Source organism: Streptomyces sp. NPDC093568 (assembly GCF_044764945.1).
Classification (GTDB): Bacteria; Actinomycetota; Actinomycetes; order Streptomycetales; family Streptomycetaceae; genus Streptomyces.
This window is the reverse complement of the sequence record NZ_JBIWJD010000001.1, coordinates 1,762,727-1,788,054: the sequence shown is the minus strand read 5'-3', so window position 1 is coordinate 1,788,054 and position 25,328 is coordinate 1,762,727. Positions and strand designations below refer to the sequence as shown.

The window sequence follows — 25,328 nt, the reverse complement described above, 5'->3', positions numbered from 1 at the left end:
GGAGATGCCCCTACGGTCGGTGGCCGGCCGGATGCGAAGAAAACCGCTGATCGATCGGGAATGGTCGTTTCGCGTCGGAGGCCGATGGGGACTCGCACGGCACGCCGCCGGGCGCCGAAGCTCCGCCTGGCGGGCCGGTGGCGGCACCACCGTTCCATCTGACCCGGGTGAACGGCCCGTAGAGGCGTGCCGGAGCCACGACCCCGCCGTAGCAACTTCCGAGAGTCAGGCTCTTCGCGCCCTCGTCATCGCCGTGCCGCGGTCATCCCCGCGACACCAAGGGAAGTCATCATGAAAGCAGCGGTATACGAAGGACCGCGAACGGTCACGGTGAAGGACGTGCCGGACGCGAAGATCGAGCACCCCTGCGACATCATCGTCAAGATCACCACTACCAACATCTGCGGTTCGGACCTGCACATGTACGAGGGCCGCACCTCGTTCGAGTCCGGCCGCACGCTGGGACACGAGAACATGGGCCAGGTCGTGGAGGTCGGCTCGGCCGTGCGCAAGGTCCAGGTCGGCGAGTACGTGGTCCTGCCCTTCAACATCGCCTGCGGCTTCTGCAAGCAGTGCGAGCGGGGTCTGACCAATTACTGCCTGACCATGCAGCCGGAACCGGCCCTCGCCGGAGCCGCCTACGGTTTCGCCGACATGGGCCCCTACCAGGGCGGCCAGGCGGAACTGCTGCGCGTGCCCTACGGGGACTTCAACGCGCTGCGTCTGGGCGAGGACGCCGCCGAGCGGCAGACCGACTACGTGATGCTCGCCGACATCTTCCCCACCGGCTATCACGCCACCGAGATGGCCCACGTCAAACCGGGCGACCAGACCATCGTCTTCGGGGCCGGCCCCGTCGGGCTCATGGCAACCTACTCCGCCCTCCTCAAGGGCGCCGGTCGCGTCTGGACGGCCGATCACCAGCCCGACCGGCTGCGCAAGGCGGAGGAAATCGGGGCCATCCCGATCAACACGGCCGAGCAGAACCCGGCGGAGGTCGTCAAGGAGGCCACCCTCGGTCTGGGCGCCGACAACGGCTGCGAGTGCGTCGGCTACCAGGCGCACGACCCCGAGGGACACGAGGACGCCAGCCTCACGCTCAACGGCCTGATCGACTCGGTCAGGTTCACCGGCGACATCGGCGTGGTGGGTGTGTTCCTGCCCCAGGATCCCGGCGGCACGGAGGCTCAGGGGGAGCTGGAGGCCCAGGGCAAGGTCCCGATCGACTTCGGCATGATGTGGTTCAAGGGCCAGCACATGGGCACCGGTCAGGCGCCGGTGAAGAGGTACAACCGGGCGCTGCGGGATCTGATCGCCGGCGAGAAGGCGAAGCCGAGCTTCGTCGTCTCCCACGAGCTCAGCCTGGACGACGCCCCCTCCGCCTACGAGCACTTCGACGCCCGTGACGAGGGCTGGACCAAGGTGGTCCTGCATCCCGACGGCCACGGCAACGGCCACAAACGGTAGGAACCCCAGGGCCGCCGTCCGCCTGCTCCCCCGAAGCGGACCGGCCGACGAACGGAGTCCGACCCCGGCTCCGGCCGGGGCGGACGGACGGACCGTGGTCGCCTGCGTTCCCGTCACACCTGAGCAGAGCAAAACTCAGCCCGAGCCTGCCTGATCATCCCGCGCACTGGAAACTGACGAGCCCAGCAGGACCGTTCCGGCCGATGCGGATCAAGGTCAGAGTCGGCGCAGCGTCTCGATGATCTTTGCCGTGACGGCCTTGGTGGAAACGGGGTTCTGACCCGTCACGAGCCTGCCGTCAGCGGTGGCGAAGGGGGTCATCGGGATGGTGGCCTTGACATAGTTCGCGCCCCGCTTGCATTCCGCAGGCACCATGGCAGACCGAGGAGACCACGCCGCCGTTCTCATAGATGTCCCGCGCGACCTGCTGAAGCGCGGCATTGCCGGGGAAGTCCCAGATGACGCCATGCCCGCGCGTGTAGGACCAGCTCTGCGATCCACAGCCCGGTCCGGTGGGGGTTCGATCCGTAGGTCGGCTGGTTGGTGACTACGGCGAGGATCTTGCTCATCCGTGTGCCTCCGGCGGTAAGGCAGGGTTCTGGTGACTGCCCGGTCGCAGCCCCCGTCCTGGCCGAACGGCTCAAGGGAGGGGAACTGCCCACTGCCCTGGAAAGCCTGCCCCTGATCGCCTCCGCCGAGGACCTGCCCATCGCCCGCCGCTACTGGCGCCACGTCTTCGACCGCCGCCTGCACGCCCAGGCGGCGATCACCGTCCCGGACCTGCGCAGCGTCCTGACCGCCCTCACGGCCGGTGCCGGCTGGAGCGTCGTGCCCAGCTACCTCTGCCGCACCGAACTCGCCTCCGGCGCCCTCCGGCTGCTGCACCAGCCGGAGGACCCCCCGATCAACACCGCCTACCTCGTCCAACGCCCAGGCAGTTCCATCAATCCTCACGTCACGCTCGTCCGCGAGCATCTGCTCGCCGCTGCGAAGACCTGGTGAGCCCACCCGGCGCCCCTCTTGAAGAACTTTCCTGGTTCTTACACCGTCCTTCAATCCGGGACAGACATCGACGGAGTGGAGCCAGGATCGTCCTGGCTCCACTCCCTAGTGCGGGCGTGTCACTGGAACTGTGCGAAGAACCTCCAGATCTCTGCTTTGGTCCAGGTGGTGACGCCGCTTTCGCCGGAGGAGCCGTCGACCGGACCGGGTATGTGGCCTCCGTCGAACGCGGCCCATTGGACCGGGTATCCGGCACGGCAGCCCGAGTAGGTGGTGGTGATGTGCGTTCGGCTGCCCGGCCCGGGCTCGCGCGGGTTCTGGGGGGTGCAGCCGTTGTTGCTGACGAATTTGTCGCGCAGGGACCGTCCTTGCGCGATGTTCAGGACGGAGTCGCTGATGCCGTGGATTCCGAAGTAGGCGATGGGCTGGGTGCCACCACTGCACCCGCTGATCTCAGCGCCGGAGATGACCGCGACGGCCCTGAAGACATTCGCCCGGCTGCAGGCGAGTGCGTAGCTCATACCGCCGCCCCAGCTGAATCCCGTGGCGAAGCGCTGTGCCGGGTTCACACAGAGGCCGCCCTCGATGCGCCGGATCATGTCGTCGACGAAGGTGACGTCCTCACCACCCGAATTGGCCCAGCCGTTGCCCAGACCCTGGGGGGCGACAAGGATCGCGCTGTTGTTCGACTGTTCCTGTTGGCCGTAGTAGGACCAGGCGTTCCCGCTCGTGCCCCCGGAGGCGACGTCGCCGGCGGTTCCGCCCCGCCAGTGGAACGCGAAGATCAGCCGGTAGCGGTGGCTGTTGTCGTAGTTGGCGGGAACCCTGAGGATGAAGCTACGGCTCTTGCCGCCGCTCTGAATCGTGTGCGTACCGCTCGCCAGAGTCGGGGCGCTGCCGCATGCGCCGCCGCCACCGGACGACAGCTTGACCATCTGCCACTGCTGGTTGGCGCCGCCCCAGTCGGCGTACTGGACGACGTTGCCGCCGTCGGCGGTCGAGGCGCCCTGCACCTCCACCGCCTTGCCGCTGGTGCGGTTGATCAGCCGGACGTGGCCCGCGTCGGAGTCGGCCAGGCGGAACTGCTGGTTGGCCCCGTTGTGGTCGGCCCACTGCTGGATCCCGGCACCGTCCGCGGTCGAGGCGCCGGCCACGTCGAGCACCTTGCCCGAGTGCTGGGCCTTGAGGCGGTAGAAGCCGTCGCCGGAGTCCACGAACTGCCACCGCTGGTTGGCTCCGTCGGTGCGCGTCCACTGGTTGACCCGCGCGCCGTCGGCGGCGGATGCGCCGGATACGTCCAGCGCCTTGCCGCTGTTGCGATTGACCAGGACGTACCAGGCTTGGGTGTCCACCGTCGCCGCCTCGGCGGGCGCCGGATTCACGGCGGCGAGCATGCCGATCGCGAGGGTCGCCGCCACCACGGCGGCGACCCGGGACCACCAGCGGTCTCTTCGTGGAGGGGCGGGGGGAGCCGCACCGTAGGTCTTCATCGATTCACCCCTTCGTTTGCGGCAGGCCCCATCAGGTGCGGGTCCAGCGTTGGTTGCTGCCGTTCGAGCAGGAGTAGAGCTGGATCAGGGTGCCGTTGGCGGTGCCGCCCGAGGCGGCGTCGAGGCAGAGGCCGGACTGGGCGCCGACGATGGATCCGTCGGAGTTGAGGCGCCATTTCTGGTTGTCGCCGCCCCAGCAGCTGTAGATCTGGAGTTTGGTGCCGCTGCCGGTGCCGGCGGCGTCCAGGCACTTGTTGCCGTAGACCCTGAGCTCGCCGGCGGCGGTGTACGTCCACTGCTGGTTGGTGCCGTTGTGGCAGTCCCACAGCTGGAGTTGGGTGCCGTCGGTGGTGCTGCTGCCGGGCACGTCCAGGCAGCGGCCCGAACCGACGCCCTTGATCGGTCCGGAGTCCGAAGGCGGGTTCGTGGAGCCGCCATTGAGTGCGTTGAGGACCGCTGTGTAGGCGGGCTTCTTGCTTCCGTCACCGTTGAACAGCAGCGGCGTGTGCTCCGGTCGCCAGGAGTCGCTGTCGCGCACACCCCAGACGGTGATGCCCAGGCAGCGCGGGACGGCCAGGCAGTCGTTGGTCACGTTGGCGTAGGTCGTGGCCGGGGCGCCCTGGATGTCGAGTTCGGTGATGGCCACGTCGACGCCGAGGGCGGCGAAGTTCTGCAGAGTAGTGCGGAAGTTGCTGTTGTAGGGGCTGCCGCTGTTGAAGTGCGACTGGAAGCCGACACAGTCGATCGGTACGCCGCGCTGCTTGAAGTCCCGGACCATGGCGTACATGGCCTGGGTCTTGGCCCAGGTCCAGTCCTCGACGTTGTAGTCGTTGTAGCAGAGCTTGGCGGCCGGGTCGGCCGCGCGCGCGGTGCGGAAGGCGACCTCGATCCAGTCGTTGCCGGTGCGTTGCAGGTTGGAGTCGCGCCGGGCCCCCGAACTGCCGTCCGCGAAGGCCTCGTTCACGACATCCCATTGGACGATCTTGCCCTTGTAGTGGGCCATCACGCCGTTGATGTGGTCGATCATCGCCTGGCGCAGTGAGCTGCCGCTGAGGCTCTGCATCCAGCCGGGCTGCTGGGAGTGCCAGGCCAGGGTGTGGCCGCGCACCTTCTTGCCGTTCTGCACCGCCCAGTTGTAGACGCGGTCACCGGCGGTGAAGTTGAACTGGCCCCGCTGCGGTTCGGTGGCGTCGATCTTCATCTCGTTCTCGGCCGTCACCATGTTGAACTCACGGCTCGCGATGGTCGTGTACGCCGAGTCGCCCAGCCTGCCCGAGGCGATGGCGGTGCCGAAGTAACGGCCGCTCTGCGCCGCCGCGGCGCCGAGCGTGCTCTCGGCCGCGTGTGCGGGCGGCGGCGCGACCAGTGCGGCGGACGTACCGAGCGCGCCGACGACCAGCGCCAGCAGCAGGCCGCGGATCTTCTGGCGGACAGGGAGTCTGGGAAGGGCATACGAGCCCATGACTGTGCCTCCAAGGTAGAAATCACGGAAGGACTGAACCGCGGGAAATTCGTCGCCCGCTCCCACTCGGCAGTCGGGCAGGGCGGGCTGCCGGAACCCGGGCGGCGGCGTGTTGCGACACAGGCATGGGGGCACTCCAACGCGGCTCAGTGGGGGGACCGCCATACGGCGTCACGGTTCGACATTTCGAACTACCGCCGGGTTCTCAGACAGGGAGACTGAAGCGTTGACGATGCATCGTCAATACTCTCTGCAAAAGAAATTTCGGTCCCTCGATCGAAACATTCGGAACCTCTTCGCCCCAGGGACGGAGCCAGGGCCGGGAGGGGAGGCGCCGTTTGTAGACAGTTTCAGCGACAGGCCTTGACCAGAGGGCTCCACATTTCTAGCTTGTGGCGTCGAAGTATCCGGGAATTCTTCGAATGTTTCGAGAGGGAGCTCTCTGATGTGGTTTCGCCGCCCGTCCCCGCTCCGTCCAAGACGCTTACTCGCCGTCCTCGCGCCTTTGCTGCTCGTGGCCACCTTCCTCGGTGCCCAGCCCGCCGCCGCGGCGACCGTAGACCCCAACGCCTCGTATGTGCTGGTCAACCGCAACAGCGGCAAGGCCCTGGATGTCTACAACAGGGCGACTGACGACGGCGCCCGCATCACCCAGTGGACCAGGAACGATCAGACCCAGCAGCAGTGGCAGTTCGTCGATTCCGGGGGCGGCTACTACCGCATCAAGTCCCGCCACTCGGGCAAGGTGCTGGACGTCTACAACTTGTCCACCGCGAACGGTGGCTCGATCGTCCAGTGGGCCGACCTGAACGGCACCAATCAGCAGTGGCGGCTGGCCGACAGCTCAGACGGCTACGTGCGGTTCGTCTCGCGCCACAGCGGCAAGGCCCTCGAAGTGCAAGGCGGTTCCACCGCCGACAACGCGAACATCGTCCAGTACGACGACTGGGGCGGCACCAACCAGCAGTGGCAGCTCGTCAAGGTCGGCGGCGACATCCCCGGCACGTGCGATCTTCCGTCGACATACCGCTGGACATCAACGGGCGCACTGGCGCAGCCCAAACCGGGGTGGGTGTCGCTCAAGGACTTCACCGTCGTCCCCTACAACGGCAGGCAACTCGTCTATGCGACGACGCACGACACGGGGACGAGTTGGGGTTCCATGAACTTCGGCCTGTTCACCAACTGGTCGGAGATGGCCTCGGCCAGCCAGAACACGATGTCGTCCTCCACCGTCGCGCCCACGCTCTTCTACTTCGCGCCGAAGAACATCTGGGTACTCGCCTACCAGTGGGGCGGAACCGCCTTCTCCTACCGGACGTCGAGCGACCCCACCAACCCCAATGGCTGGTCATCCCAGCAGACGCTCTTCACCGGAAGCATCTCCGGCTCCGGCACCGGACCCATCGACCAGACGCTGATCGCCGACGGGACGAACATGTACCTGTTCTTCGCCGGTGACAACGGCAAGATCTACCGGGCGAGCATGCCGATCGGGAACTTCCCGGGCAGCTTCGGCTCGTCGTACACGACGATCATGAGCGACACCCAGAACAACTTGTTCGAGGCCCCGCAGGTCTACAAGCTCCAGGGTCAGAACCGCTACCTCATGATCGTCGAGGCGATCGGCTCGCAGGGCCGCTACTTCCGCTCGTTCACGGCCACCAGTCTGAACGGCTCATGGACACCCCAGGCCGCGACCGAGAGCAACCCCTTCGCCGGCAAGGCCAACAGTGGCGCCACCTGGACCAACGACATCAGCCATGGCGAACTGATCCGCACCAGCGCCGATCAGACCATGACCGTCGACCCCTGCAATCTGCGGTTGCTCTACCAGGGTCGCAGCCCGAACTCCGGCGGCGACTACGGCCTCCTGCCCTACCGTCCGGGTCTGCTGACACTGCAGCGCTGACGGCGTGGCACGAGTCCGGCTCCGGTACGGAGCCGACGTGGCGGGCCCGGCGGAAGGCCGAGCCCGCCCGGGTCACGCGACCACGTCGGCGCTCCTACGGCGAGGGAGCGAGGGGCGGGCAACGCTCACCAGCCCGAGGGCGACGGGATACAGTGCGCGGTACGGCAGCCTGGCCAGGGGGGAAGCGTGACCGACACCAGCAACACCCGACCCGCCGACAGCGAAGCGCAAGCTCCGCGACAGAGCCGACTGCACCGCCTGATGCGCTACCTCCCCCTGATCGCCCCCGTCCTGCTGTGGGCCGTGCCCTGCTGGGTGCTTCTGCACACCGGCCAGCACTGGCCGCTGCCCGTCACGCTGGTCGGCACCGCCCTGTTCGCCCTGGGCCTCGTCGGTATGCCGCTCGCGATGGTGCGCGGCCACGGCCGGCGCCAGCAGGATCGGGCGGCGATCGTCGGTGACACCCTGCTGGGCACCAGCTGGGTTCTGTTCACCTGGTCCCTTCTGCTCGGCGTCCCCTTGCGGCTCGCCCTGACCGTGGCCGGCGTCGACGAGAGTCAGGACCGGGCCCGAATCGTCACTTGGGCCGTCCTGGGCGCAACCGCCGTACTGCTCGCCTGGGGGTACGCCGAAGCCCGCCGCGTGCCGCGCGTGCGCCGACTCGACGTGCGACTCCCACGGCTGGGTGCCGGATTGGACGGCATCCGCGTCGTCCTCATCACCGACACCCACTACGGCCCGCTCGATCGCACTCACTGGTCGGCACGGGTATGCGAGACGGTGAACACGCTCGAAGCCGACCTGGTCTGCCACACCGGCGACATCGCGGACGGCACGGCCGAACGCCGCCGCGCCCAGGCCACCCCACTCGGCACCGTGCAGGCCACCCGGGCCCGCGTCTACGTCACCGGCAACCACGAGTACTACAGCGAGGCCCAGGGCTGGGTCGACCTGATGGACGAGCTGGGCTGGGAGCCGCTGCGCAATCGCCATCTGCTGCTCGAACGCGGTGGCGACACCCTTGTGGTCGCCGGCGTGGATGACGTCACGGCCGAGTCCTCCGGCCTCGCCGGCCACGGCGCTCACCTCGCCGGAGCCCTGCACGGCGCCGACCCCGAGCACCCCGTCCTGCTCCTGGCCCACCAGCCCAAGTTCGTCGAGCGGGCGGCAGCCGCCGGCATCGACCTCCAACTCTCCGGCCACACCCACGGCGGCCAGATCTGGCCCTTCCACCACCTGGTCCGCGTCGACCAGCCCGCCCTCGCCGGCCTCAGCCGCCACGGCACCCGCACCCTCCTCTACACCAGCCGCGGCACCGGCTTCTGGGGTCCGCCCTTCCGCGTCTTCGCCCCCAGCGAGATCACCCTGCTCGTACTCCGCTCCCCGCAGCGGCCCCCCACCCCGTAGCGCTGGGCGGGCCGGCGGTTCCGCCTGGAGATGTCGCAGTGTGCGGGCGCCCCGAAGAGGGCTGCGCATCCTGCGACGCCGTGCGCGTCACCAGCGGCACCATGAGCGCGCGGCGTCCAGCGGTGCCTGCGTGCCTGGCCACCATGCGGGCGAAGCCGGTGCCCTGCGAACCGGCACACCGCCTCATTCCGAAGGAATGCGAAACTCGAAACTGGGACGGTCCCACGGCACGGCGGGCGGGTTCGCGAGCACGGTCCCGGTCCGCACTGCGCCGACGCGGTGATAGAAGTCAGCGGCGGGAAGATGCGACACGACCTTGACCCGGTCGAGCCCGGCGGCACGGGCCTCGGACTGCATGTGCGCAACGAGCAGCCGCCCAATGCCACGTCCTTGCGCTTCGTCGGCGACGAACAGCAGGTCGAGCTCCGGTGGAGCAAGGACAAGCGAGTAGAACCCGAGGACCCGGCCTCCATGCTCGCCGGCGCCCACGGCTACGAAGGCACGATGGGCCTCGATGTAATCAGGACCGACCCGGTAGCCCGCCACTGCGGCTGCGTACTTGCCCTCATAGGCGCCTGAACCACGCACGAGACGCGTGAGCCGTTTGGCATCCCGCGCGACTGCCCTCCGTATCGTGATCGGCTGGCTGATCGAGGAAGTACGTGAACTCATCGGGAGAGTATTTCGCACCAGGAAGCGCCTTCCTTCGGCGGGTCGGCTGCTCGGGGAGCCTCCGCTGCCGGCGTCCTGCCGCAGAGGTGGGAGGCAACGCCCGACCGCCTCCCACTCTTCAACCACGCGACTTCAGGCATTCCTTCAGGTCAACGGACCCTTCCCCGCGGCTTCAACGCCCCCGCCGGCAGCTCAGGGGCGGGCAGCGGAGCCCCGTCGTACCCCTTCACCTCCCCGAACCGCGACCCTTCCATCCAGTCGCGACGCGCCTGCTCGATCTCCTCCTGGGTCCGCCCGATCCAGTTCCAGAACATGATCAGCTCCTCCTCGAACGGCTCGCCACCGAGGAGCATCAGGCCGGCGTCCGACTCGGCGCGCAGCGGGAGTTCGGTGCGGCCGCAGCCGAGGTAGAGCATGGAGCCGGGCAGTACCGGTACGCCGTCGACGTGGGCCTCGCCGGACATGGACAGGACGGCGTACTCGAAGTCCGGTTCCAGCGGGAGGCGTACGTCGGCGCCGCTCGTGAGGGTGAGGTCGGCTCCGACGATCGGGGTGTACGTCGTGCCCGGCGAGGTCGCCCCGTCGAGGCTGCCCAGGATCAGGGTGGCGCTCAGGCCCGGTGCCGTGACGTGCGGCAGCTCGGCGTGGTGTTCGAAGTGCGGGTCGGTGTGCCGGTGGCCGTCCGGGAGGGCGACCCAGAGCTGGGCGCCGTGCAGGTAGCGGGCGTGCGACTTCGGGCTCTCCTCGGAGTGGCTGATCGCCCGGCCGGAGGTCATCAGGCCCAGCTCGCGCGGGCGGATCGTCTGCAGGCTGCCCGTGGAGTCGCGGTGCAGCACCTCGCCCTGGTGGAGCCAGCTCACGGTCTGCAGGCCCATGTGCGGGTGCGGTGGCACCTGCATGCCGGGCTCGTCGGCGATGTCGTCGGGACCGTAGTGATCGACGAAGCACCAGGCGCCGACCATGCGCCGGCCCAGGTTGGGCAGCAGGCGGCGGACCTCGGTGGATTCGCCGAGCTTGACGCGGCGAGGGCTGAGAAGTTCGCGTACGGGCTCCGCCACGACGAAGCCGCGGCCGCCGCAGATGGCGGGCACCGCCTCGCGATCAAGATTGCTCATGACGCCCAACCTAGCCCCGCCGGGGCCACCTCGTCAGTCTGTAACCCGGGGCTGGCTCGATGCGTTCGGGGAAATAGTAGCCGTGGTAATAAAATAGTAGCCATGGATATAGTCGCCATGTACTGTATCTGGCATGAGCAAGGGTTCCGAGAACGCCACCCCCGGGTTCCTGGTGTGGCGCCTTTCGACGAAATGGCGGGTCGCGGTCGACCGGGCCGTCACGCCACTGGGTCTCACCCACGCGCAGTACGCCCTGGTGGCCTCGCTGTACGGCATGCAGCGCGGCGGCGAGCGCCCCAGCCAGCGGCGCCTGGCCGACCACACCGGGCTCGAACCGCTGTACGTCTCCAAACTGGCGCGCTCCCTGGAGGCCGCCGGCCTCCTCGAACGCACCCGGGACCCCCGCGACCCGCGCGCGGTGCAGCTGACGCTGACCGAGCAGGGCCGGGAGCGGACCCGGCAGGCGATCGAGGTCGTCCAAGGGCTCCTGCAACAGCTGCTGGCGCCGCTCGGCGGGCTGGACAGCGCGCGCACCCGGGAGTTCACGCGCGACCTGGCGACCCTGCTCGACGCACCTCTTGACCCGTTCGCCCTGGACAGTGAGTCCGAGAAGGAGCAGTCATGACCACCACCTCTCCCCTGGTAGACCCCCGGGTCATAGCCCTGGCCCACTACGCCGGCCGCGCGCTGCTGGAAAGGGGGCTGGCGCGCCACGGGGTGACCTTCCAGCAGTCCGTCACCCTCCGGCTGACCGCCGTCGCCGACGGGCCGGTCGAGCGAAGCCACCTCGTCGACGGTGTCGTCGGCGCGCTGAAGATCGATCCCGCCGAGGCCCATGCGGTGGTCGACGAGCTCGTCGCGGCCGGACTGGTCGCGCCCCAGGAGCCGTCCGGCGTCCGGATCACGGACGCCGGACGGGAGCTGCACGAGCGGACCTCGGCGGAGACCGCCCCGATCAGCGCACGGATCTACGCCGGGATCCCCAGGGAGGACCTGGCAGCAGCGGGGCGGGTGCTGACCCTCATCACCGAGCGGGCCGACGCCGAGCTCGCCGCCATGACCGACACCGCCATGACCAAGTAGTGGAATATTGAACGACTGCCCTCCGTTGACGGCGTCGAAGGAGGTCAGAGTGGACATGACGTACTACGACCACGGAACACCGGCCGAGCGCTGGGAGCGCGCGCAGATGTTCTTCGACGCCAAGGACTTCGCCGCCGCCGCGCGCGTCCTCGGCAACCTGGTCGAGGAGGTGCCGGAGCAGACGGGACCGCGGCTGCTGCTGGCGCGCGCCTACTACCACTCGGCCCAACTGCGCCGCGCGGAGACGGAGTTGCGCGTCATCGTCGAGCGTGACCCGGTCGAGGGGTACGCCCGGCTGATGCTCGGCCGGACCCTCCAGCGGCAGGGGCGGCACGAGGAGGCCGAGCCGCACCTGCGCCTCGCCTCCGCGATGGCGGGCGACTTCGAGCAGCTCTGAGCGCAGTGCGAGGGGCCCGGTTCCCCCCGGAACCGGGCCCCTCGGTCTGTCAGTTCCGCTAATTCGCCTCCGCCGGGGTGCGCTTGCCCCGACGGTGAGCGATCTCGCCGAGCACGACGTCCAGGACGACGAACGCCGCCAGAGAGATGCCGAGCAGGGGCACGAAGTAGCCGACCACGGCGACCACCGCCACCAGCGGGACCAGGATCTGCGGCGGCACCTGCTGCCAGGCACCGCGCGGTATGGGCCGGCCGAAGGACGAACCGCGGCCGCGCTGCCACCACATGCGGTAGCCCCACACGATCAGCAGGATCAGCGAGAGCGTGAGCGCCATCAGCAGGATCTGGTTGACGAGGCCGAACAGCACTCCGGTGTGCAGGTCGATGCCCCAGCGGGTCAGCTTGGCGAGCACCGGGTAGTCGGCGAACCGCAGTTCGTCGGTGACCTCGCCGGTCGCCGGGTCGACCGCGACCGAGTCCGCCTTGGTCGGCCAGCTGCGCTGCACCTGCTTGACGACGTACGCGGACGAGTCGTCGGCCGGCGGCACGATCTCCACGGGGTCGCCGAGGCCCTTGGCGCGCGCGGCGGACAGGACCTTGTCCAGGCCGACGCCGTGCTCTCCGCTGCCTCCCGCGCCGGCGCCACCGCCGTGGCCGCCGTGCTCACCGCCGGTCGTGGCGGAGATGGACGGGGTGGCCTGGCGCAGCGAGGTGCGCAGTTCGTCGATGTTGGCTCCGGCGTACGTCGACCAGGTCAGACCGGTCGCCGAGAGGAACAGGAAGCCCACGGCGGCCCAGGCGCCGACGGTGCCGTGCAGACCGAGCGTGCGGCGGCGTCCACTGGTGCCCCGCACCTTGCGCAGGGCGCGGCGGCGGGAGAACCACAACACCAGGCCGCCGGCCGCGATCACCCACAGCCAGCTGGCGGCGAGTTCGCTGTAGAGGCGGCCGGACTCACCGAGGTGCAGGTCGCGGTGGAACTCGTCGATCCAGGTGCGCAGCGCCAGCGCACCGGTGGAGCCGTACTGTTCCAGGGCCCCGCGCACCTCGGCGGTGTACGGGTCGACGAACACGGCCAGCGTGTGGTCGTCGTCGACGCCCTCGACCCCCGACAGCATCACTCTGGTGGACGCGTCGTCCGCGGGTGAGGGCCGTACCGCCGAGACCGTGCCCTCGGGGTGGGCCTTGCGCGCGGCGGCGACCTGCTCGGATATCGGCAGCTTCGCGTCGCCGACGGGGACGTACATCTCGTGCGCGTACACGATCTTCTCGGCCTGGAAGGCGCCGGCGTACAGGAAGCCGGTGGCCGCGGCGACGAGCAGGAACGGCGCGACCAGGACGCCGGCGTAGAAGTGCAGACGCAGGATCAGCGGGCGCAGCGGTGCCCATCTTCGGGGCGACGGCGCCGGGGCGTCGGGCCGCGTCGCCTCTGCCTCGGTGGTCGTGGGTGCGGTGGACATCGGCGGCTTCTCCGGGGGTGGGGACGTTTCTGTGCTGTGGCTGGTCCAGTAGTCGGAGAGAGGTGCGGCCCAGTTCCCGGCATCTCAAGTGACGTACGCCACAAGGAAGTCCGCCCGTCGCGCAGGCGGCATGGCATCCTGGCGCGATGGCACTTCCGAACGATCGCGTCCCGCTGGCCGAGCGGGTCGAGCAACTCCTCGCCACCGAGGGCCCGTTGCCCATCGTGGCGGCCGGCGAGCCGGTGCTGCGGCGTCCCACCGAGCATTTCGACGGCCAGCTGGACCCCGCCCTGCTGGCCCGCTTCGTCGAGGCACTGCGGATCACCATGCACGCGGCGCCGGGGGTCGGCGTCGCCGCACCGCAGGTCGGCGTGCCGCTGCGGATCGCGGTGATCGAGGACCCGGCGCCGGTGCCGGAGGAGGTACGGCTGGTGCGCGGGCGGGTGCCGCAGCCGTTCCGGGTGCTGGTGAACCCCTCGTACACACCCGTCGGTGCCGCCCGTGCCGCGTTCTTCGAGGGCTGTCTGAGCGTCCCGGGCTATCAGGCGGTGGTGGCCCGGCCCGCCGAGGTGCGGCTGACCGGCGAGGACGAACACGGGCGCGCCGTCGACGAGGTGTTCTCGGGGTGGCCCGCCCGCATCGTGCAGCACGAGACGGACCACCTCGACGGCGTGCTCTACCTCGACCGGGCCGAGCCGCGCTCACTGTCGTCGAACCAGGCGATGGCCGAGTACTGGGCCCAGCCGGCCCCGGACGAGGCGGCGCGGGCCCTCGGCTTCGAACTGCCGGACTGAGACAGCGGGCCCGCCCCGTACGTCAGTTGTCCCGGTAGGCCTCCAGCAGTCGCAGCCACACCTCGCTGATCGTCGGGTACGACGGGACGGCGTGCCACAGCCTGCTGATGGGCACCTGGCCGACGACCGCGATGGTCGCCGAGTGGATGAGCTCGCCGACTCCCGGGCCCACGAACGTGACGCCGAGAAGGATCTCGCGCTCCAGGTCGACGACCATGCGGGCGCGCCCGCGGTAGCCGTCGGCGTACAGGGACGAGCCGGCGACCGCGATGTCGAGGTCGACGGCGCGGACCCGGTGGCCGGCCCGTTCCGCCTCCGCGAGGGACAGGCCCACGGCGGCCGCCTCCGGGTCGGTGAAGACGACCTGGGGGACGGCGCCGTTGTCTGCGGTTGCCACGTGCGGGCCCCACGCGTCGTCCAGCAGGGGCTCACCGGCGGAGCGTGCGGCGATGGCGGCGCCCGCGATGCGGGCCTGGTACTTGCCCTGGTGGGTGAGGAGGGCCCGGTGGTTGACGTCGCCGACCGCGTACAGCCATTCGCTGCCGGTGACGCGCAGGGTGTCGTCGACGGGCAGCCAGGAGCCGGGCTCCAGGCCGACCGTCTCCAGACCGATGTCGTCGGTGCGCGGGGCGCGCCCGGTGGCGAAGAGGATCTCGTCGCCCTCGATCCGCTCGCCCCGGTCGGTGACGACCACGACCGTGCCGTTCTCCCTGGTCACCGACTGGACCGAGGTGCCGGTGCGGACGTCGACGCCGGCCTCGGTGAGCCCTTCGGCGACGAGTTCCCCGGCGAAGGGCTCCATGCGGTTCAGCAGGCCCTTGCCGCGGACGAGGAGCGTGACCTGGGAGCCGAGGGCCTGCCAGGCCATGGCCATCTCGGTGGCGACCACTCCCCCGCCGACCACGACGAGACGGCCGGGCGCGGCCTGCGCGCTGGTGGCCTCGCGGCTGGTCCAGGGCTTGACCTCGGCGAGCGAGGGCAGGTCGGGCAGGACGGCCCGGCTGCCGGTGCACACGGCGACGGCGTGCCGGGCGGTCAGCGTGTGCCGTTCGCCGTCGGGGCCGGTCACCTCCACCGTGCGGGGGCCGGCGAGGCGGCCGTGGCCGCGGTAGAAGACCGCGCCGGTGCCCTCCAGCCACTGGACCTGGCCGTCGTCGTTCCAGTCCGCGGTGAAGGAGTTGCGCCGGGCGAGTACGGCGGCCGTGTCCAGGGGGCCCTGCACGGCCTGGCTGAGGCCCGGCAGGCGGCGGGCGTCGGCCTGGGCGATCACCGGGCGCAGCAGGGCCTTGCTGGGCATGCACGCCCAGAAGGAGCACTCGCCGCCGACCAGCTCGCTCTCCACGACCGCGGTGGAGAGGCCGGCCGCACGGGTGCGGTCGGCGACGTTCTCCCCCACCGGCCCGGCTCCGAGTACCACGACGTCGTAAGCGATGGAATACGTATCCGTCATGGGGTCAGTCTTGCGGGTGGTGTGCGGCGTGGCCACACGGGTACGCGCGCGGAATACGTGACCGTGCGGTCGTGTTGTCGCCGACGGCTTCGCCCCCGACACCAGGAAGAGGGAAATACGCCATGAGCAGCACCGTGGAGCTCACCAAGGAGAACTTCGACCAGACGGTCACGGACAACGATTTCGTCCTGATCGACTTCTGGGCGTCCTGGTGCGGGCCGTGCCGTCAGTTCGCCCCCGTGTACGAGAAGGCCGCGGAGGAGAATCCGGACCTGGTGTTCGGCAAGGTGGACACCGAGGCGCAGCCTGAGCTGGCCGCCGCCTTCGGTATCCAGTCGATTCCGACGCTGATGATCGTCCGGGACCGGGTCGCGGTGTTCGCGCAGCCGGGTGCCCTGCCCGAGGCCGCCCTGACGGACGTGATCGGGCAGGCCCGCAAGCTCGACATGGACGAGGTCCACAAGGCCGTCGAGGCCCAGCAGGAGCAGGCCGAGCAGAACGGCCAGTAGGGACCGCGGTCCCGGATTCCTAGAAGGGGTATGCCGCCACGTCTCCGCGCACCGTGGTCCAGCGCACGTCGGTGAACGCCTCCAGGTTGGCCTCGCCGCCGAACCGGGCGCCGGTGCCGGAGGCGGCTATGCCACCGAAGGGCGCGACGGCCTCGTCGTTCACGGTCTGGTCGTTGATGTGCACGATGCCCGTCGGGATCCGCTCGGCGAGGTCGAGCCCGCGGGCGGTGTCCCCGGTGACGATGCCCAGGGAGAGGCCGTAGGAGCTCGCGGCGGCGAGCGCGGCGGCCTCGTCGGCGGTGCTGAAGGCACGGACCGGCGCGACCGGACCGAAGACCTCCTCGGCGTACGCGGGGGTGTCGTCGTCGACGCCCGCGAGCACCGTCGGCCGGTAGAAGAGCTCCTCGTGGGTGCCGCCCGCGGCGAGCTTGGCGCCCCGTGAGGTGCTGGCCTCGACCAGGCCGTGCACCTTGCCCAGTTGGCCGGCGTCGATGAGCGGGCCGAGGTGGACCTCGGCGCGGTACGGGTCGCCGACGGCGAGGGACTCGGCCTTGGCCGCGAGGCGTTCGACGTAGTCCGCGTACAGCGACTGGTGGACGAGGTGGCGGCCGGTCGTCATGCAGATCTGGCCCTGGTGGAAGAACGACCCCCAGGCGGCCGTGGAGATCACGGCGTCGATGTCGGCGTCCTCCAGCACGATCAGGGCGGAGTTGCCGCCCAGCTCCAGATGCGCCCGCTTCAGATGGCGTCCGGCGGCCTCGCCGACGGCCCGGCCCGCGGCCGTGGACCCGGTGAAGGAGATGACCGGCACGCGGGGGTCGGCGACCATCGCCTGGCCCGCCTCCGGGCCGCCCGGCAGCACGTGGAACAGCCCCTCGGGCAGGCCGGCCTCGGCGAAGACCGCGGCCAGCGACAGGCCGCCGCAGACCGCCGTGCGCGGGTCCGGCTTCAGGACGACGGCGTTGCCGAGCGCGAGGGCCGGGGCGACGGAGCGGATGGACAGGATCAGCGGCGCGTTGAACGGCGAGATCACACCGACGACGCCGACCGGGACGCGGCGCGTGTACGACAGCCGGGGCGCCTCGCTGGGCAGGATCTGCCCGGCCGGGCGGGAGGCGAGGGCGGCGGCCTCGTAGCACTCCTGGGCGGCGACGTGCAGTTCGAAGTCGGCCTTGCCGGGTATGGAGCCGGATTCGCGGACGAGCCATTCGCGCAGCTCGTCGGCGTGCGCGGCGAACAGGTCGCCGGCCTTGCGCAGCACGGCGGCACGCACGAAGTGCGGCAGGCGCGCCCACTCGGCCTGGGCGGCGCGGGCGGCCTCGGCGGCCGTGGCGACGTCCTCGGCGGTGGCCAGGGTGACGGTGCCGAGTGTGTCGCCGGTGGCGGGCTCGGTGACGGTGTACTCGTCTCCCGACAGGGAGCGGGGCTGCCAGGCCTTGGGGTCGAGCAACGGCATTGCGACTCTCCGTTCGATCACCGGCGGGACTCACAGGGAGAGCGGAAGTCCCGAGTAGTTGACCGCCAGTTCGGCGGCCGCGTGACGGGATGCGGTGATCCGGCGCAGACGTGCGAGCTGCATCCGGTGGTCGAACGCATCCCCGTCTGGTTGAGCATGCAACATCTTAGTCATGTCATCCGAGAACCGTGTCACCTGCCACACCCGCTGGAGACACAACTCCGAATATCTGTCGAGGAGTTGCGTGTCCCCTGTGCGCTGCGCGGCGATGAGGGCGCGGGCCAGCACGCGTACGTCCGCCACCGCGAGGTTGAGCCCTTTGGCGCCCGTCGGCGGCACGATGTGGGCGGCGTCGCCGGCCAGCAGGAGACGGCCGTGGCGCATCGGTTCGTGGACGTAACTGCGCATGGCCGTCACGGACTTGGCGGTGACGGGTCCGCGGGCGAGGGTCCAGTCGGCGTCGATCGCGAAGCGGGCGGCGAGTTCGTCCCAGACACGGTCGTCGGGCCAGTCGCCGGCGTCGGTGCCGTTGGGGACCTGGAGGTAGAGCCGGGAGACGGTGGGTGAGCGCATGCTGTGCAGCGCGAAGCCGCGCTCACCGCGCGCGTAGATCAACTCGTCGCAGGACGGGGCGACTTCGGCCATGATGCCGAGCCAGGAGTAGGGGTACTCGCGTGCGTACGCGCGGGCGCTCCCCTCGGGGAACACGCCCCGGGAGATACCGTGGAAGCCGTCGCAGCCGGCGACCCAGTCGCAGGTCAGGGTCTGCTCGCGGCCCTCGTGCAGGTACCTGACGACGGGCGCCTCGCTCTCCGCCTTCTCGACGGCGAGCGCCTCTGCCTCGAACAGCAGCGGTGGCCCGCCGTCGAGTTGCAGCGCGACGAGGTCCTTCACGATCTCGGTCTGCGCGTAGATGGTCACCGTACGGCCGCCGGTCAGGGCCGGGAAGTCGATGTGGTGGCGTTCCCGGGCGAAGCGCAGCTCGATGCCCTGGTGGACGAGCCCTTCGGCGGTCAGCCGGTCGGCGGCGCCGGCCTCGCGCAGCGCGTCGACGGTGCCCTGCTCCAGCATTCCGGCCCGCTGGCGCTGCTCGACGTACTCCCGCGCCCGGGCCTCCAGGACCACGCAGTCGATGTCCGCGCGGTGCAGCAGCCGGGCGAGGAGCAGTCCGGCGGGGCCGCCGCCGATGATGCCGACCGTCGTGCGCATTCACGCCTCCCTGGCTTCGACGGTACGTCGGCCGGGCGCGCGGGGCCTCAGCTGGACTCGCGGTGCACCACCGTCGCCCCCAGCACCTTGTGCGTCCCGGGCGCGGCGCCGGGGTTGCGCACCGCGCGATCGACCAGTTCCGCGAGGTCCCGGCCGGACGGCAGTTCGATGTGGACGGTGCTCAGCCTAGGTCGCAGCAGCCGTCCGAGCATCAGGTCGTCGGCGCCGATGACGGCGGTGTCGGCGGGGACGCGGACGCCGGCGTCCTGGAGTGCGCGCATCAGCAGCATCGCGTACTCGTCGTTGTAGCCGAACACGGCGTCAAGGCCGAGGTCGCCCCAGCGGGCGGCGAGCCGCGCGGCGGACTCCTCCTCGTAGGCGAGGGGCAGCGGGGTGACGGTGGCGTCCGTGCCGCTCAGGGCGCGGCGCACGCCTTCCAGGCGGGGCGCGGAGAAGGACTCCAGGCCCTCCTCCTCGGGTACGACGACGCCGATCCGGCGCCTGCCGCGGCCGTACAGGTGGCGGGCCGCGCAGTGGCCGACGGCCTCGTAGTCCATGAGCAGGGCGTGGGCGCCCTCGGCGGACTCGGGGCCCAGCGTGACCACGGCCCGGGCGCCGGAGCGCTTGAGCACCGTCACGCCCTTCGGGCCGAGCCCCGAGCCGGAGACCAGGACGGCGACCGGGCGCAGTTCGGCCCAGGCGCGGGCGGCCTCGTCGCCGTGCAGGCCGACGCTGCCGTGCTGGACGACCGTGTAGTCGAGGCGGCCGAGGGCGAGCTGGAGGTCGCTGAGGAAGTGGCTGTACAGGGGGCCGACGGGGAAGCTCGGCGCGGGCATCAGGACCATGCGGCTGTGCCCGGCGCGCAGGCTGCGGGCCGCGGCGTGCGGGACGTAGCCGAGTTCCTTCGCGGCCTCGTGGACCCGGCGGCGGGTGGGCTCGCTGATCCGGACGGCGCTGGTGTTGTTGAGGACGTAGGAGACGGTCGCGCGCGAGACGCCGGCCAGGCGGGCCACATCGGCGCTCGTGGGTACCGAGCGCGTTGCGGAGGAAGCGGGCGCGGGCGTTTTCGGTATCTGCACCATGACGTACCGCATCCTTGCAGAAGCTGTGCGCACAACTCCCGTGAGGGTCCTGCCCCGTTCACTCAGGTGTACGGGCCATCCGGTCGACCAGGTCGATCCAGCCCTTCTCCAGCCGCTCCATGGGCATGGCGCACTGCCGGGTCAGGTGGTTGATCAGGGCGGGGTCGAGATACGACATCAGCGTCTGGGCGAGCAGCTCGCAGTCGGCCTCGGGACGTATCTGCCGCAGCAGCATCGTGACGTGGGTGTGCAGCGCCCGGTACGAGGGGTGGGAGAAGCGGCGGGTCGGCTCCGGCTGGGCCGCCAGCTGGAGGTCCAGCTGCTCCGCCGCGCGGTACAGGGCGGCCACGCCGAACGCGCGCAGCCGGTCGACCGGCGGCGCGCCGGGACCCAGGGGCGGCGGGCCGGCGAGGAAGTCGGCCTGGAGCTTGTGCGCGGAGTGGTCCAGCAGCGCCATCAGCAGGCCGGTGCGGTCGCCGAAGCGGCGGAAGACGGTCCCCTTGCCGACGCCGGCCGCCGCGGCCACCGCCTCCATGGTGACGCCGGCCGCGCCGTGCTCCGCGATCAGCCGGGCGGCGGCCTCCAGCAGCCGGGCGCGGTTGCGGGCCGCGTCGGCGCGCAGGCAGGGGTCGGGGGCGGACCCGACCTCCAGCAGCTGGGGTGTGTCGAGGGGTTCCTGGGACTCCGGGAAGGGCGGCAGGGCGGCGGACATGAAGCCAGCGTAAAGCATCGGGAATGAAACTGGACCGTGGTCCGCTTATGGTGCTAGAAAGAAAGCGGACCTCGGTCCGGATCGTAACGGCAGTGTTTCAGCATCCCTCTTGGAGTTCGCATGTCTGTTCGCATCCTCGCGCTCGTCGGCAGCCTTCGCGCCGGTTCGCACAACCGTCAGCTCGCCGAGGCGGCCGTCAAGCTCGCCCCCGAGGGCGCTGAGGTCGTGCTCTTCGAGGGCCTGGCCGACATCCCCTTCTACAACGAGGACATCGACGTCGAGGGCAGCGTCCCGGCCGCCGCGGCCAAGCTGCGTGAGGCCGCGCAGGCCGCTGACGCGTTCCTGTTCTTCTCCCCCGAGTACAACGGCACCATCCCGGCCGTGCTGAAGAACGCCATCGACTGGCTGTCGCGCCCGTACGGCTCCGGCGCCTTCGGCGGCAAGCCGGTCGCCGTCGTCGGCACCGCCTTCGGCCAGTACGGCGGTGTGTGGGCGCAGGACGAGACCCGCAAGGCCGTGGGCATCGCCGGCGGCAAGGTGCTGGAGGACGTCAAGCTGTCCATCCCGGGCTCGGTGACCCGCTTCGCCGAGACCCACCCGGCCGACGACGCCGAGGTCGCCGCCCAGCTGACCGAGGTCATCGCGCGCGTCCACGGACACGCGGGCGAGCCGGTCGCCGCCTGACCAGCAGGGGCGTAGCACCCGCCGAGCGGGGCCGGAGCCAAGTGCTCCGGCCCCTCTCCGTGTCTCAGGCCACTGCCGTCGGCGCCAGCTCGCGCAGTTCCGCCAGCGCCGCCGCGATCGCCGGGCGGGTCTGCGCGCCGCCTCGGGTGCAGGTCATCAGCTTGCGGTGCGGGTTGCCCGTGCAGCGGACGCGGCGGATCGGCAGGTGCGGGGTCAGATGGGCGAGGCGGGGGATCAGTGCGATGCCGAGCCGGTGGGCGACGAGGTGGGCCATGACGTTCCAGTCCATGGCCTGATGGACGATGTCCGGGGTGAAACCGGCCTCGCCACAGGCGGACAGCACGTGCGAACGGCAGGGGCTCTCCGGAACCGGCGCGATCCACTCCTCGTGGGCCGCCTCCGCGAGGTCCACGTCCGCCCGCCCGGCGAGGGCGTGGTCCTCGGGGACGACCAGGTCGAACGGGTCGTCCAGCAGCGGCTGCTGGTCGAAGCGGCTGTCGCTGAGGGGCGGGTTGTAGATCGTCGCCTCGACGACGGCCAGGTCGATCTCCCCTCCGAAGAGCAGGTCGAAGCTGTCCGGCACCTCCACTTCCTGGATCCGGACGCTCAGGCGCGGATGGCGTGCGCGCAGCCGAGCCGCCATGGGCGCGAGCAGCACCGAGACGGCCAGCGGGAAGCCGCTCGCCCGCAACGGCCCGGCGGGCGCGTCGTGGTCGGCCCGCAGATCGAGTTCGGCCAGCTCCCAGCGGGCCTGGATCGCGTCCGCGTGCGCCAGCAGACTCTCCGCCGCCGGCGTGAGGCGCACCCCGCGCCCCTGCGGCTCCAGCAGGTCGACGCCCAGCTCGCGGGCCAGCTGACGGATCTGCTGGGAGGCGGCGGACGGCGTGAAGTGCAGGGCGCGCGCGGCCGCGGTGACCGTGCCGTAGTGCGCCACGGCCCTCAGTACATGCAGTCGGCGCAGGTCAATCATGAAGCCCACGCTTCAAGGTGCCGTCCACAAAGTCAACCTGGACGTGTACGAAGCCGCGGCGCACCCTTGGTCATGTCGCGACGGTCAACCAGCCACGAGGTAGGAGGAGTCGCCATGACCAGCACGACCGGCACCGTCTGCCCGCACTGCGGGTGGCCCGACGGCGCCGAGCCCTTTCAGGTGCTCTCCCGGCACACCACCGCGACGGGCAGCACGGTCTGGACGCGGTGCGGCTGCGGCTCGTTGCAGGTCCGGGTCGTCGACGCCCGCGGGATGCGGATCGTCTCGCGCAGCCGCCCCGCCGATGACGATGTCCGGCGGGGCACGCCGTGCCGATGAGCTCCCCGCTCAGTCGAGTTCGGCCAGCCGCCGCACGGCGGGAGCGGCGAAGTTCTCGATGAACGCCGCCGGTTCCCCCGTGCGCGGGCTGAGGATCACCGTGTCGATGCCGAGCTTGGTGTAGCCCGCGATGTCCCGGGTGAACGCGTCGAGGTCGCCCCGGTCGGCCGCCTCACCGGAGTAGAGGACGGTCTTGCGGATCTCGTCGTAGTCGCGGCCCTCGGTGTCGCAGTGGCCGCGTAGCACGTCGAGCTTGTGCCGGACCTCCTCGGGCGAGGTGGTGAACAGGTTGCACGCGTCGCCGTACCGGGCCACCAGCCGCAGCGTCTTCTTCTCGCCGCCCCCGCCGATCATGATCTCCGGGTGCGGGGCGCTGACCGGGGCCGGGACGCAGAGCGTCTCGGCGAGCCGGTAGTGCTTGCCCTCGAACGGGCCGTTGGCCTGCGGGTCCCACATCTGCAGGCAGATCCGCAGGGTCTCCTCCAGTCGCTCGAAGCGCTCGGCGACCGGCGGGAAGGGCACCCCGAGCCCCTCGTGCTCCCGCCCGTACCAGGCGGCGCCGATCCCGAGGGTGGCCCGGCCGCCGGACAGGACGTCGAGCGTGGTGGTGATCTTGGCGAGCAGGCCGGGGTGGCGATAGGTCACGCCGGTCACCAGGGCGCCGAGGCGGACCGTGGAGGTGTGCGCGGCGAGGTAGCCGAGGGTGGTGTACGCCTCCAGCATGGGGTCCTCGGCGCGGTCGTTGAACTCCATCTGGAAGTAGTGATCCATCACCGACAGCCAGCTCAGACCCGCCGCTTCGGCGGCGGCTCCCGCGGCGGCGAGTTCGGTGCCGAGCGCGGGGCCTCCTCCGGGGTGGTCGAACCGGTTGATGTGCGCGCCGACCCGCATGTCCTGCCTCCGTTCACCGGGACCTTCCACCGACCCTGACGACGCTAGATCTTCGAGTGCTCTCGAAGTCAAGCCCCGCCGGCGCCCGCGCTCGGCCGCCGAAGAGGTAGAACGCCCAGGAGAACGCGGAGATGATCGCCGCGCCGGCCGCGATGAACCCCGCGCGCAGCACCAGCGCCATGATCACGCCGACCATCAGCACCCGCTGCTGGTACTGCGAGGGAACCGCGAACTTCCCCATGATCAGGACGAAGACGACACGACCCGGACGATCGTCCACGTGGCCGCTTCCCTGAGGGAAACGTCGTGTGGCTTGCGACCGATCAAGAAGTCCACTCGTCTCCTGGCAGACTCCAGGTCACGGGGGTGCCACCCGCCGGACGGCGGGCAGGTTCCGCCGAACGGCGGCCCTCCACCCGGGGCCGACGCCCGGATCCTGACCGCAGAGCCGCAGAGCCGCCCGGCACACCGTGCCCCCGTCTGAGGAGAAGCCATGACCCAGGCCCCGCCGCCCCCGTTCGATCCCGAGCTCGCCGCCGCGCTGGAGCTCATCAAGGACATGATCTCGCCCGGCCTCACACTGGACGAGATAGCCGACGTCCGCCAGGGTCCGGGGATCCAGATGCTGGCCGATCTCGATCTGACCATGGACGGGTTCTTCGAGGTCGAGGACCGGGTGGTGCCGGGCCCCGCGGGTGCGCCCGAGATCTCCCTGCTCATCTGCCGGCCCGCCGCCCCGACGGCGGCGGTCGCGCGGCCCGTGATCTACCACGTGCACGGCGGCGGGATGGTCATCGGCAACAACCGGGTGGGTGTGGACGCGCCGCTGGCCTGGGCGAGGGAACTGGACGCGGTCGTGGTGTCCGTGGAGTACCGGCTCGCTCCCGAGCATCCCCACCCGGCCCCGGTCGAGGACGTGTACGCCGGTCTGGAGTGGACGGCGAAGCACGCCGCCGAGCTCGGTGGCGACCCGCAGCGGATCGTCGTCGCCGGTGCGAGTGCCGGCGGCGGGCTCTCCGCGGCGCTGGCGCTGCTCGCACGGGACCGCGGGGGCCCAGAGCTGTTCGGCCAGATGCTGATGTGCCCGATGCTGGACGACCGCAACGACAGCCCGTCCACCTCCCAGATGGCCGGCCTCGGCGTCTGGGACCGGACGGCGAACGAGACCGGCTGGACGGCGCTGCTCGGCGACCGCCGGGGCGGCCCCGACGTCCCCGCCTACGCGGCACCGGCGCGCGCCGAGGACCTGTCCGGGCTGCCGCCGGCCTTCCTGGACGTCGGCTCGGCGGAGACCTTCCGTGACGAGGTCGTCGCGTACGCGTCCCGGATCTGGCAGGCCGGCGGGGTGGCCGAGCTGCATGTGTGGCCGGGTGGGTTCCACGGGTTCGACGGGTTCGCGCCGCAGGCGGCGGTTTCGCAGGCATGCCGGGCCGCGCATCTGAGCTGGTTGCGGCGGCTGTTGAGCCAGTAGGCGTGCGCTGCGCCCACGCACCCGCCGGGATCGACGCATGCACGGCTCGGCCACGTGGGCACGACGACCCACCGGCAGCCCCGTGCCCCCCGGTTCGGCCGCAGTCATCGGCATCGCCCGGGCTCTCCCGCCGCTTGACCGCGAACCGCGCCATGGGCCTGTGAAAGAGCTGGCCGGGCGTCCCACCCGAACCGGCTGCGGCGGCCGTTGAGGCAGTAGCCGTGCGCCGCGGCCACTCGCCCACCGGGATCGGCGCACGCGCGGCTCCGCCGGGTGGGCCCGACGAGCCAAGGGG

General features: G+C 70.7%; 24 protein-coding genes and 2 pseudogenes. 12 read left to right on the top strand and 14 right to left on the bottom strand.

The window, feature by feature from the left end; all coding sequences use genetic code 11:
* The first annotated feature begins 291 nt into the window (after window positions 1-291).
* Entirely contained in the window at window positions 292-1,467 is a 1,176-nt protein-coding gene (locus ACIRD7_RS06915; RefSeq protein ID WP_403450713.1) for a glutathione-independent formaldehyde dehydrogenase, read from the top strand.
* A 216-nt stretch (window positions 1,468-1,683) separates the two neighbouring features.
* On the opposite strand, the gene ACIRD7_RS06910 is transcribed toward ACIRD7_RS06915, so the two are convergent.
* Entirely contained in the window at window positions 1,684-1,842 is a 159-nt protein-coding gene (locus ACIRD7_RS06910) for a hypothetical protein (RefSeq protein ID WP_403450711.1), read from the bottom strand.
* Window positions 1,843-2,079: 237 nt separating this feature from the next.
* On the opposite strand from ACIRD7_RS06910, the pseudogene ACIRD7_RS06905 reads away from it, so the two are divergent.
* Window positions 2,080-2,469 (top strand): annotated as a pseudogene (locus ACIRD7_RS06905) (LysR substrate-binding domain-containing protein); the annotation flags it as partial.
* 119 nt (window positions 2,470-2,588) lie between these two features.
* Here the strand turns inward: ACIRD7_RS06905 and ACIRD7_RS06900 are convergent.
* Window positions 2,589-3,890: an RICIN domain-containing protein gene (locus tag ACIRD7_RS06900; RefSeq protein WP_403451701.1), complete on the bottom strand. Its 1,302-nt coding sequence runs from the start codon at window positions 3,888-3,890 to the stop codon at window positions 2,589-2,591.
* 100 nt (window positions 3,891-3,990) lie between these two features.
* Complete coding sequence (locus ACIRD7_RS06895; RefSeq protein WP_403450708.1) at window positions 3,991-5,421, bottom strand: endo-1,4-beta-xylanase; 1,431 nt, start codon at window positions 5,419-5,421, stop codon at window positions 3,991-3,993.
* A gap of 445 nt (window positions 5,422-5,866) precedes the next feature.
* Here ACIRD7_RS06895 and ACIRD7_RS06890 point away from each other — a divergent pair, with 445 nt between their 5' ends.
* Together ACIRD7_RS06890 and ACIRD7_RS06885 are read left to right on the top strand one after the other, a co-directional pair.
* The gene (locus tag ACIRD7_RS06890; protein WP_403450706.1) at window positions 5,867-7,333 is read left to right on the top strand and encodes a non-reducing end alpha-L-arabinofuranosidase family hydrolase; all 1,467 of its coding nucleotides are present in this window, start codon (window positions 5,867-5,869) and stop codon (window positions 7,331-7,333) included.
* A 186-nt stretch (window positions 7,334-7,519) separates the two neighbouring features.
* A complete protein-coding gene (locus tag ACIRD7_RS06885) occupies window positions 7,520-8,740 on the top strand; it encodes a metallophosphoesterase (RefSeq protein ID WP_403450704.1) in 1,221 nt (406 codons plus the stop codon).
* Between the two features lie 183 nt (window positions 8,741-8,923).
* Here ACIRD7_RS06885 and ACIRD7_RS06880 read toward each other — a convergent pair whose 3' ends face one another.
* Both ACIRD7_RS06880 and ACIRD7_RS06875 read right to left on the bottom strand, forming a co-directional pair.
* Window positions 8,924-9,412 carry a GNAT family N-acetyltransferase gene (locus ACIRD7_RS06880; RefSeq protein ID WP_403450701.1) on the bottom strand — a complete coding sequence of 163 codons (489 nt, stop codon included), beginning with the start codon at window positions 9,410-9,412 and terminating at the stop codon, window positions 8,924-8,926.
* 149 nt (window positions 9,413-9,561) lie between these two features.
* Window positions 9,562-10,527, bottom strand: coding sequence for a pirin family protein (locus ACIRD7_RS06875; protein WP_403450699.1), 966 nt, complete (start codon window positions 10,525-10,527; stop codon window positions 9,562-9,564).
* Between the two features lie 133 nt (window positions 10,528-10,660).
* On the opposite strand from ACIRD7_RS06875, the gene ACIRD7_RS06870 reads away from it, so the two are divergent.
* Genes ACIRD7_RS06870 through ACIRD7_RS06860 form a run of 3 tightly spaced genes read left to right on the top strand, consistent with a single transcriptional unit; the run spans window position 10,661 to window position 12,007 of the window.
* Window positions 10,661-11,152, top strand: a complete 492-nt coding sequence (locus tag ACIRD7_RS06870) for a MarR family winged helix-turn-helix transcriptional regulator (protein ID WP_403450696.1) — start codon at window positions 10,661-10,663, stop codon at window positions 11,150-11,152.
* The gene (locus ACIRD7_RS06865; protein WP_403450694.1) at window positions 11,149-11,610 is read left to right on the top strand and encodes a MarR family winged helix-turn-helix transcriptional regulator; all 462 of its coding nucleotides are present in this window, start codon (window positions 11,149-11,151) and stop codon (window positions 11,608-11,610) included. Before ACIRD7_RS06870 ends, ACIRD7_RS06865 begins: the two co-directional genes overlap by 4 nt.
* A gap of 49 nt (window positions 11,611-11,659) precedes the next feature.
* On the top strand, window positions 11,660-12,007 hold the full coding sequence (locus ACIRD7_RS06860) for a tetratricopeptide repeat protein (RefSeq protein WP_403450691.1): 348 nt from the start codon (window positions 11,660-11,662) through the stop codon (window positions 12,005-12,007).
* Window positions 12,008-12,065: 58 nt separating this feature from the next.
* Here ACIRD7_RS06860 and ACIRD7_RS06855 read toward each other — a convergent pair whose 3' ends face one another.
* Window positions 12,066-13,466: a PepSY-associated TM helix domain-containing protein gene (locus ACIRD7_RS06855; protein WP_403450689.1), complete on the bottom strand. Its 1,401-nt coding sequence runs from the start codon at window positions 13,464-13,466 to the stop codon at window positions 12,066-12,068.
* A gap of 146 nt (window positions 13,467-13,612) precedes the next feature.
* Here ACIRD7_RS06855 and ACIRD7_RS06850 point away from each other — a divergent pair, with 146 nt between their 5' ends.
* Window positions 13,613-14,260 carry a peptide deformylase gene (locus tag ACIRD7_RS06850; RefSeq protein WP_403450686.1) on the top strand — a complete coding sequence of 216 codons (648 nt, stop codon included), beginning with the start codon at window positions 13,613-13,615 and terminating at the stop codon, window positions 14,258-14,260.
* A gap of 22 nt (window positions 14,261-14,282) precedes the next feature.
* On the opposite strand, the gene ACIRD7_RS06845 is transcribed toward ACIRD7_RS06850, so the two are convergent.
* Complete coding sequence (locus ACIRD7_RS06845) at window positions 14,283-15,710, bottom strand: dihydrolipoyl dehydrogenase family protein (protein ID WP_403450684.1); 1,428 nt, start codon at window positions 15,708-15,710, stop codon at window positions 14,283-14,285.
* A 122-nt stretch (window positions 15,711-15,832) separates the two neighbouring features.
* Here ACIRD7_RS06845 and trxA point away from each other — a divergent pair, with 122 nt between their 5' ends.
* A complete protein-coding gene (gene trxA, locus ACIRD7_RS06840; RefSeq protein ID WP_403450681.1) occupies window positions 15,833-16,219 on the top strand; it encodes a thioredoxin in 387 nt (128 codons plus the stop codon).
* Between the two features lie 19 nt (window positions 16,220-16,238).
* Here the strand turns inward: trxA and ACIRD7_RS06835 are convergent, their stop codons facing one another.
* Genes ACIRD7_RS06835 through ACIRD7_RS06820 form a run of 4 tightly spaced genes read right to left on the bottom strand, consistent with a single transcriptional unit; the run spans window position 16,239 to window position 20,696 of the window.
* Complete coding sequence (locus ACIRD7_RS06835; RefSeq protein WP_403450678.1) at window positions 16,239-17,675, bottom strand: aldehyde dehydrogenase family protein; 1,437 nt, start codon at window positions 17,673-17,675, stop codon at window positions 16,239-16,241.
* 30 nt (window positions 17,676-17,705) lie between these two features.
* A complete protein-coding gene (locus ACIRD7_RS06830; protein ID WP_403450675.1) occupies window positions 17,706-18,884 on the bottom strand; it encodes a 4-hydroxybenzoate 3-monooxygenase in 1,179 nt (392 codons plus the stop codon).
* Window positions 18,885-18,931: 47 nt separating this feature from the next.
* The gene (locus ACIRD7_RS06825; protein ID WP_403450672.1) at window positions 18,932-19,966 is read right to left on the bottom strand and encodes a LacI family DNA-binding transcriptional regulator; all 1,035 of its coding nucleotides are present in this window, start codon (window positions 19,964-19,966) and stop codon (window positions 18,932-18,934) included.
* A gap of 58 nt (window positions 19,967-20,024) precedes the next feature.
* The gene (locus tag ACIRD7_RS06820; RefSeq protein ID WP_403450669.1) at window positions 20,025-20,696 is read right to left on the bottom strand and encodes a TetR/AcrR family transcriptional regulator; all 672 of its coding nucleotides are present in this window, start codon (window positions 20,694-20,696) and stop codon (window positions 20,025-20,027) included.
* Between the two features lie 102 nt (window positions 20,697-20,798).
* Here ACIRD7_RS06820 and ACIRD7_RS06815 point away from each other — a divergent pair, with 102 nt between their 5' ends.
* Window positions 20,799-21,362: an NAD(P)H-dependent oxidoreductase gene (locus tag ACIRD7_RS06815; protein WP_403450666.1), complete on the top strand. Its 564-nt coding sequence runs from the start codon at window positions 20,799-20,801 to the stop codon at window positions 21,360-21,362.
* A 64-nt stretch (window positions 21,363-21,426) separates the two neighbouring features.
* Here the strand turns inward: ACIRD7_RS06815 and ACIRD7_RS06810 are convergent, their stop codons facing one another.
* Window positions 21,427-22,332, bottom strand: a complete 906-nt coding sequence (locus ACIRD7_RS06810) for a LysR family transcriptional regulator (RefSeq protein ID WP_403450664.1) — start codon at window positions 22,330-22,332, stop codon at window positions 21,427-21,429.
* 114 nt (window positions 22,333-22,446) lie between these two features.
* On the opposite strand from ACIRD7_RS06810, the gene ACIRD7_RS06805 reads away from it, so the two are divergent.
* Entirely contained in the window at window positions 22,447-22,671 is a 225-nt protein-coding gene (locus ACIRD7_RS06805) for a hypothetical protein (protein WP_403450662.1), read from the top strand.
* Between the two features lie 9 nt (window positions 22,672-22,680).
* Here the strand turns inward: ACIRD7_RS06805 and ACIRD7_RS06800 are convergent, their stop codons facing one another.
* Together ACIRD7_RS06800 and ACIRD7_RS06795 are read right to left on the bottom strand one after the other, a co-directional pair.
* Entirely contained in the window at window positions 22,681-23,562 is an 882-nt protein-coding gene (locus ACIRD7_RS06800; RefSeq protein WP_403450660.1) for an LLM class F420-dependent oxidoreductase, read from the bottom strand.
* 97 nt (window positions 23,563-23,659) lie between these two features.
* Window positions 23,660-23,919: pseudogene (locus ACIRD7_RS06795) on the bottom strand (TerC family protein); the annotation flags it as partial.
* 136 nt (window positions 23,920-24,055) lie between these two features.
* On the opposite strand from ACIRD7_RS06795, the gene ACIRD7_RS06790 reads away from it, so the two are divergent.
* Window positions 24,056-25,033, top strand: a complete 978-nt coding sequence (locus ACIRD7_RS06790; protein WP_403450657.1) for an alpha/beta hydrolase — start codon at window positions 24,056-24,058, stop codon at window positions 25,031-25,033.
* Window positions 25,034-25,328 lie beyond the last annotated feature (295 nt).

What these genes read in the sequence shown, in the direction of transcription:
- ACIRD7_RS06845 (WP_403450684.1), bottom strand. Translation starts at nt 15,710, where the DNA reads ATGACGGATACGTATTCCATCGCTTACGACGTCGTGGTACTCGGAGCC.
- ACIRD7_RS06820 (WP_403450669.1), bottom strand. Translation starts at nt 20,696, where the DNA reads ATGCTTTACGCTGGCTTCATGTCCGCCGCCCTGCCGCCCTTCCCGGAG.
- ACIRD7_RS06790 (WP_403450657.1), top strand. Translation starts at nt 24,056, where the DNA reads ATGACCCAGGCCCCGCCGCCCCCGTTCGATCCCGAGCTCGCCGCCGCG.
- ACIRD7_RS06875 (WP_403450699.1), bottom strand. Translation starts at nt 10,527, where the DNA reads ATGAGCAATCTTGATCGCGAGGCGGTGCCCGCCATCTGCGGCGGCCGC.
- ACIRD7_RS06880 (WP_403450701.1), bottom strand. Translation starts at nt 9,412, where the DNA reads ATGAGTTCACGTACTTCCTCGATCAGCCAGCCGATCACGATACGGAGG.
- trxA (WP_403450681.1), top strand. Translation starts at nt 15,833, where the DNA reads ATGAGCAGCACCGTGGAGCTCACCAAGGAGAACTTCGACCAGACGGTC.
- ACIRD7_RS06915 (WP_403450713.1), top strand. Translation starts at nt 292, where the DNA reads ATGAAAGCAGCGGTATACGAAGGACCGCGAACGGTCACGGTGAAGGAC.
- ACIRD7_RS06850 (WP_403450686.1), top strand. Translation starts at nt 13,613, where the DNA reads ATGGCACTTCCGAACGATCGCGTCCCGCTGGCCGAGCGGGTCGAGCAA.
- ACIRD7_RS06815 (WP_403450666.1), top strand. Translation starts at nt 20,799, where the DNA reads ATGTCTGTTCGCATCCTCGCGCTCGTCGGCAGCCTTCGCGCCGGTTCG.
- ACIRD7_RS06800 (WP_403450660.1), bottom strand. Translation starts at nt 23,562, where the DNA reads ATGCGGGTCGGCGCGCACATCAACCGGTTCGACCACCCCGGAGGAGGC.
- ACIRD7_RS06810 (WP_403450664.1), bottom strand. Translation starts at nt 22,332, where the DNA reads ATGATTGACCTGCGCCGACTGCATGTACTGAGGGCCGTGGCGCACTAC.
- ACIRD7_RS06835 (WP_403450678.1), bottom strand. Translation starts at nt 17,675, where the DNA reads ATGCCGTTGCTCGACCCCAAGGCCTGGCAGCCCCGCTCCCTGTCGGGA.
- ACIRD7_RS06910 (WP_403450711.1), bottom strand. Translation starts at nt 1,842, where the DNA reads ATGGTGCCTGCGGAATGCAAGCGGGGCGCGAACTATGTCAAGGCCACC.
- ACIRD7_RS06855 (WP_403450689.1), bottom strand. Translation starts at nt 13,466, where the DNA reads ATGTCCACCGCACCCACGACCACCGAGGCAGAGGCGACGCGGCCCGAC.
- ACIRD7_RS06825 (WP_403450672.1), bottom strand. Translation starts at nt 19,966, where the DNA reads ATGGTGCAGATACCGAAAACGCCCGCGCCCGCTTCCTCCGCAACGCGC.
- ACIRD7_RS06830 (WP_403450675.1), bottom strand. Translation starts at nt 18,884, where the DNA reads ATGCGCACGACGGTCGGCATCATCGGCGGCGGCCCCGCCGGACTGCTC.
- ACIRD7_RS06805 (WP_403450662.1), top strand. Translation starts at nt 22,447, where the DNA reads ATGACCAGCACGACCGGCACCGTCTGCCCGCACTGCGGGTGGCCCGAC.
- ACIRD7_RS06870 (WP_403450696.1), top strand. Translation starts at nt 10,661, where the DNA reads ATGAGCAAGGGTTCCGAGAACGCCACCCCCGGGTTCCTGGTGTGGCGC.
- ACIRD7_RS06890 (WP_403450706.1), top strand. Translation starts at nt 5,867, where the DNA reads ATGTGGTTTCGCCGCCCGTCCCCGCTCCGTCCAAGACGCTTACTCGCC.
- ACIRD7_RS06865 (WP_403450694.1), top strand. Translation starts at nt 11,149, where the DNA reads ATGACCACCACCTCTCCCCTGGTAGACCCCCGGGTCATAGCCCTGGCC.
- ACIRD7_RS06895 (WP_403450708.1), bottom strand. Translation starts at nt 5,421, where the DNA reads ATGGGCTCGTATGCCCTTCCCAGACTCCCTGTCCGCCAGAAGATCCGC.